Source organism: Glycomyces dulcitolivorans (assembly GCF_003265355.1).
Lineage (GTDB): Bacteria > Actinomycetota > Actinomycetes > Mycobacteriales > Micromonosporaceae > Glycomyces > Glycomyces dulcitolivorans.
This window is the reverse complement of record NZ_QFRW01000033.1, coordinates 14,795-20,546: the sequence shown is the minus strand read 5'-3', so window position 1 is coordinate 20,546 and position 5,752 is coordinate 14,795. Positions and strand designations below refer to the sequence as shown.

Sequence of the window (5,752 nt, the reverse complement as noted above, 5' to 3'; positions counted from 1 at the left end):
CCCGGCCTTCCGGCCGGGGCCCGCGGTGTCCCTATTCGAGGCGGAACGTCGCGGCCGAGCGCTCGGCGTCGGTCGTGGCCGTCAGCAGGTTGACCAGCCCGCTCGCGTTGCGCAGGTAGCGGCCGGCGAAGTTCACCGCCTCGAAGGAGGCGGCGGTCGCGTCCGCGAGCCCTGCGCGGCGGTAGAAGCTGGCGTCCTGGCGGAACTGGGCCGAGCCGTCGCTCGCCTCCACCCACAGCTCGTAGTTGCGGTGCCGCAGGTAGCGGCCGGGGAAGTTCGCCGATTCGAGCGAGACCGTGCCGGTGCCGGACAGGCCGGTGACGATGCGGAACTGCGAGTCGGCGAGCAGCGCGGGGGTCGCGTTGGCGCGGAGCCGGAAGTCGTAGTGGTTGAGGACGACCGTGGTCGAGCCGTGGGCGGCGAAGCGGTACGGGGTGGCGCCGTCGGCGACGGGGACGCCGAAGTCCGGGGTGCCGTCGGCCTTCCAGTAGAACTTCTGGACCCTGGTGTGCCGGTTGGGGTCGTAGAGCGGGTCGCCGCTGATGTTCTTGTAGGGCCGGGCGTGGTAGACGATGAGGTCGCTCTGGCCGTCCTCGGAGACGGTGAAGGAGTTGTGGCCGGGCCCGAACTGGCCGGTGGCGTCGCTGCTGCGCAGCACCGGCTGCGCGCTCTTGGTCCATGAGGCGGCGCTGAGCAGGTTGGCGCCTTCGGAGGCGGTGAGGAGGCCGACCGCGTAGTTCGCGTCGGTGGCGCTGGCGGAGAAGGTCATGAAGATGCGGCCGTTGCGTTTGACGACGGCGGCGCCTTCGTTCACGTTGTGGCCGATGGTCTCCCACGAGTTGGTGGGCTTGCTGATGCGGACCGGGGTGCCGGTCACGGTCCACGGGCTCGACATGGCGGCGAGGTAGAGGCTGGTGCCGCTGGAGAGCTCGGGGTCGCTCTGGGCCCAGCACAGGTAGCGGGTGGAGCCGTTGGTGAACGTGGTGGCGTCCAGGGAGAACGAGTCCCGCGGGGTGGTGATCTGGCCGCGTTCGGTCCAGGTCCCAGTGAGCGGGTTGGCACTGGCGTTCTCCAAGGCGTACATGCGGATGGCCCACACGTCGTCGGCGCGCCCGGCGGCGAAGTAGACGTACCACTTCCCGCTGATGTAGTGGAGTTCCGGCGCCCAGATGTGGGCGCTCATCGGGCCGCTGGAGTGCTTCTGCCACACCGTGACCTCCTGCGCGGTGGCGAGGCCCTGGATCGTGGTCGCGCGGCGCATGACGATCCGGTCGTAGGCCGGGACGCTCGCGGTGAAGTAGTAGTAGCCGTCGGTGTGGCGCACCACGAACGGGTCGGCGCGCTGCTGGACGAGCGCGTTGGAGTAGAGGACGCCGGGGCTCGCCGAGGCCGGGGCGGCGGGCCCGAACGGGGAGGCGGCCGCGGCGATCGCGGCCGCGCCCGCGGCTTGGAACAGGAGTCGGCGGTTGAGGGGTGCGCTGCGCATGGGAACTCCGATGGATGGGTCGGGTCGGGACGTACATGGCGGCCACCAGGTGATGTTCACGGTAACCAAGCGAGGGCTTTGAGTCAATACATCCATTCACATGAATGTCGTGGCGGCGGTCTCCCCCAAAGGTCGTAAGTCGAATTCCGACTTGCGCCAGAAGTCGCGAATGCCTCCGGGCGGCCACGATGGTGTGGTTCGAACGCAAGGGAATCCCGCACCGATCGCATCCGCGGTCCTCACCGGACCGACGCATCCACTGGAGACGACATGACCGCCCGACACCCCGCCCGGCGCCGCCTCGGCGGCACCGCCGCCGCGCTCGCCGCCGTCGCGATCCTCGCGACCGCCTGTAGTACAAGCGATCCCGAACTGCCCGAACCCGAGACCCCCGCGGCGCCCGAGGAGCTGACCGCCGCGAACGTCGACGCCTGGCTCGACGCGACTCTCCCCGGCATGCTGGAGGACGCCGGCGTCGCCGGGGCCACCGTCGCCGTCGTCGGCGACGGGCAGGTCCTCACCACCCGCGGCTTCGGCTACGCCGACACCGCCGCCGGCGTCGAGGTCGACCCGGCCGAGACGCTGTTCCGCCCCGGATCGGTGTCCAAGGTGTTCACCGCGACCGCCGTCATGCAGCTCGTCGAGCAGGGCGAACTCGACCTCGACGCCGACGTCAGCGAATACCTCGACTTCGCCATCGAGCGCCGCTACGACGACGACCTGACCCTGCGGCACCTCCTCAGCCACACCGCCGGATTCGAGGAGCGCATCGCCGGGCTCATCGCCTTCGAGGGCGACGACGTCAACCTCCGCGACGCCCTCGCGACCGACCCGCCCGAGCAGGTCTTCCGGCCCGGCACCACGCCCTCGTACTCCAACTACGGCAACGCCCTCGCCGGGTACATCGTGGAGCGCGTCAGCGGGATGCCGTTCGAGGACTACATCGACCAGAACCTGTTCCAGCCGCTCGGCATGGGCTCCTCCTCGTTCGAGCAGCCCCTGCCCGCCGAACTCGCCAACCGGATCTCCGACGGGTACGCGAACGCCGACGGCCCGGCCCAGCCGTTCGAATACGTCGGCACCCCGCCCGCCGGGGCCCTGTCCGCCACCGCAGACGACATGGCGCAGTTCATGCTCGCGCAGCTCGGCACCCACCCCGGCGGGGTAGAACTGCTCGACGCCGCGACCCGCGAGCTGATGTACACGCCCGCACTGGACGAGGACAGCCTCGCCGAGTTCGCCGGGGCGCAGCGGATGACCCTCGGCTGGTTCCAGGAGGACCAGAACGGCCACCGCATCGTCGGCCACGGCGGCGACACCAACTGGTTCCACTCGCACCTGAACCTCTACCCCGACGACGGGGCCGGGATCTTCGTGTCCTTCAACAGCTCCGGCACCAAGGGCTCCGAGACGCTCGGCATGCGCGCCGACCTCATGGGCGCCTTCGCCGACCGGTACTTCCCCGGTGAGACCGAGACGGTCGCCGACGGGTCGGACGCGGAAGACCTCGCGGGCGTCTACTACTCCTCGCGCGGCTCGCAGTCCACGTTCCTGTCGGTCATCGACCTCCTCAACACCACCGAGATCACCGCGCTCGACGACGGGCGCCTGTACTTCGCGGCCGACCCCGGCACGATGGAGCCCGGCGTCTTCGAGTCCGTCGGCGGCGGCGTCTGGAAAGAGGTCGGCGGCGACCGCACCATCGCGGTCCGCACCGAGGACGGCGAGGTCACCGGCATCGTCCACGACGCGGCGTTCACCCTGCTGCCCTTGGACGCCGACCGCCGGATCGCCTTCCCGCTGCTGATCGCCTCGTTCACGGTCCTGCTGCTCAGCCTCCTCGCCTGGCCCGCCGCCACGATCTGGCGCCGCCTGCGCCACCGCCCCGGACCGGGCCGCGAGGGACGGCGCTGGCGGGTGCTGGTGCGCATCGGCGCCGCGTCCTCGGTCCTGGCGGTCCTCGGGTGGCTCGCGATCATCCTGATCGCGATGTCGCTCCAGGACCTCTCCCCCGCGCTGATCCGCACCGTGCAGGTGCTCCAGCTGGTCGGGGCCCTGGGCCTGATCCCGGCGGTCGTGAAGCTGGTCGGCGAGATCCGCCGCAAGGCGGGCTGGAAGGCGGTCACCGGTACGGTGGTCGTGTTCCTGGCCCTCTCGGCGGTCGCGGACTTCGCGTTCGGGTTCCAGCTGCTCTCGCCGAACATCACGTACTGACCGCCGCGGCGGCCGACGACAGGAGTGTCCACATGACTGCGCCCGCCAGGCAAGGCGCGGCCGCCCGCCGGAGGCCGACCCCGGGAGAGCGCCTCGACCGCGCGCTCTCCCGGATCGGGGCCGCGGGCCCGTTCGCCAGGGACGTGGTCCTCGCGCTTGTCGTCGCCGTGGTCACCTTGGGGCTGTATACGATCCTCGCGCAGCTGGGCCCGGCCGAGCCGTCGTTGCAGGTGACAAAGGCCGAGGTGTGGACCATGGGCGGGCTCGCCGCGGTGCAGGGCCTGCTGCTGTGCCTGCGGACGGTGCGGCCCGGCCTGTGCATGGCCGCGATCGTCCTCGTCCAGTTGGCGGTCATCGCGGTCGCGCCGCAGATCATGGCCCAGGGCCTCGGCCCTGCCATCGCGGCCTACACGGTCGGGTGCCTCACGGCGGCGCGGTTCACCGCGGCAGTCGTGACGGCCGCGGTGGTCCTGGAGACGAGCATGTCCGCGGTGTCGACCTGGGGCAGCCCGGGCGCGGCGATCACGGTGCTCAACCAGCTGGGTTCGAGTGCGCTGCTGTACGTCGCGGCGGCGTTCATCGGCACCTACGTGGCGACGCGCCGCCGCAACATGGCCCTGTCGCGGGAGCGGTCGGAGCAGGTGCTGCGGGCCGCACGCGAACGGGAGGAGTCGGCGATCCTCGCCGAGCGCACCCGCATCGCCCGCGAACTGCACGACGTCGCGGCGCACCACCTGTCGGGCATGGTCATCCAGGCCGCCGCGGTCGAGCGCCTCATCGAACGCGACCCGGGCGCGGCCCGCGAAGGGGCCGAGTCGATCCGCTCCCAGGGCAAGGAGACCCTGGCGAACCTGCGCCAGGTGGTCGGCCTGCTGCGCGAACGGGGCGGGAACGGCGACGGCAACGCACCGGTCCCGGGCCTGTCGGCGCTCAAGGCACTGGTGGAGGAGTCGCGGCGGCTCGGCGACGACGTCAGGTTCGAGTGCGAGGGGATCGCGCTGGTGCTGCCGCCGATCGCGGACATCTCGTTCTACCGGATCGCCCAGCAGGCGCTGACGAACGCGCGGCAGCACGCGCCCGGCGCCCAGGTGCGGCTGCGGCTGGTCTACGAGCCGCACGGCGTGGAACTGGAGGCCGTCAACGGCCGGCCGCTGCGCGAACCGGCGCGGGTCGAGCACGGCGGCACGGGCCTGGTCGGCATGCGCGAGCGCGCCGACCTGGTCGGCGCCGAGTTCGAGGCCGGGCCGACCGCCGACGGCGGCTGGCAGGTGCGGCTGCGACTGGCGGTGCGGGACCAGGACCGGGAGCGGCGGGGCGCTCCGGCCGGTGCCGACGGCGGCCTGCCGGAGCATGGATTCGCAAGCGGGACAGGGGAATCATGATCAAGGTGCTGCTGGTCGACGACCAGGCGGTGGTCCGCGCGGGGTTCCGCGTGCTGCTGGAGGACGCCGGGGACATCGAGGTGGTGGGCGAGGCGTCGAACGGCCCGTCGGCGGTCGTCGCCGCGGCGCAGTTCAAGCCCGACGTGATCTGCATGGACGTGCGCATGCCCGGCGGCGACGGCCTGGCGGCCACCCGCGAGATCGCGGCCGAACGGGAGGGCGAGACGCCCGCAATCCTGATCGTGACCACGTTCGGCCTGGACGAGTACGTGTTCGGGGCGCTCGAAGCGGGGGCGAGCGGGTTCATCATGAAAGACTGCGAACCGGAGGAGCTGGTCGACGCGGTCCGCAAGCTCGCTGACGGGAAGGGCCTGGTGGACCAGGCGGTGACGCACCGCGTCATCGCCGAGTTCGCCAAGCGGCGGCGGGTCGAGCCCGATCCGGTTGCGGCCGAAATGCTCACGACCCGCGAGCGGGAGATCGTGCTGCTGCTGGCTCGCGGGATGTCGAACGCGGAGATCGCGAAGGAGCTGTTCGTGGAGCCCAGCACCGTCAAGTCGCACTTGGGCCGGGCGATGATGAAGATCGGCGCCCGGGACCGGGTGCAGACGGTGGTGTGGGCCTATGAACACGGGCTCATCGCGGGCGCCTGAGCGAGGGCTGCGGGGCT

Annotated in this window: 4 protein-coding genes; 3 read left to right on the top strand and 1 reads right to left on the bottom strand. The window is 71.5% G+C overall.

The features are described from left to right. Window positions 1-31: 31 nt before the first annotated feature. On the bottom strand, window positions 32-1,486 hold the full coding sequence (locus DI269_RS01480; protein ID WP_112133377.1) for a family 43 glycosylhydrolase: 1,455 nt from the start codon (window positions 1,484-1,486) through the stop codon (window positions 32-34). Window positions 1,487-1,756: 270 nt separating this feature from the next. Here DI269_RS01480 and DI269_RS01475 point away from each other — a divergent pair, with 270 nt between their 5' ends. From DI269_RS01475 to DI269_RS01465, 3 genes are read left to right on the top strand one after another with little or no spacing between them, the layout of a single operon-like run. Beyond that, window positions 1,757-3,700 (top strand): serine hydrolase domain-containing protein, encoded by a 1,944-nt coding sequence (locus DI269_RS01475; RefSeq protein WP_112133376.1) that lies wholly within the window; start codon window positions 1,757-1,759, stop codon window positions 3,698-3,700. Between the two features lie 32 nt (window positions 3,701-3,732). Then, entirely contained in the window at window positions 3,733-5,082 is a 1,350-nt protein-coding gene (locus DI269_RS01470; RefSeq protein WP_112133375.1) for a sensor histidine kinase, read from the top strand. Further along, the gene (locus DI269_RS01465) at window positions 5,079-5,735 is read left to right on the top strand and encodes a response regulator (protein WP_112133374.1); all 657 of its coding nucleotides are present in this window, start codon (window positions 5,079-5,081) and stop codon (window positions 5,733-5,735) included. Before DI269_RS01470 ends, DI269_RS01465 begins: the two co-directional genes overlap by 4 nt. Window positions 5,736-5,752 lie beyond the last annotated feature (17 nt).

What these genes read in the sequence shown, in the direction of transcription:
- DI269_RS01475 (WP_112133376.1), top strand. Translation starts at nt 1,757, where the DNA reads ATGACCGCCCGACACCCCGCCCGGCGCCGCCTCGGCGGCACCGCCGCC.
- DI269_RS01480 (WP_112133377.1), bottom strand. Translation starts at nt 1,486, where the DNA reads ATGCGCAGCGCACCCCTCAACCGCCGACTCCTGTTCCAAGCCGCGGGC.
- DI269_RS01470 (WP_112133375.1), top strand. Translation starts at nt 3,733, where the DNA reads ATGACTGCGCCCGCCAGGCAAGGCGCGGCCGCCCGCCGGAGGCCGACC.
- DI269_RS01465 (WP_112133374.1), top strand. Translation starts at nt 5,079, where the DNA reads ATGATCAAGGTGCTGCTGGTCGACGACCAGGCGGTGGTCCGCGCGGGG.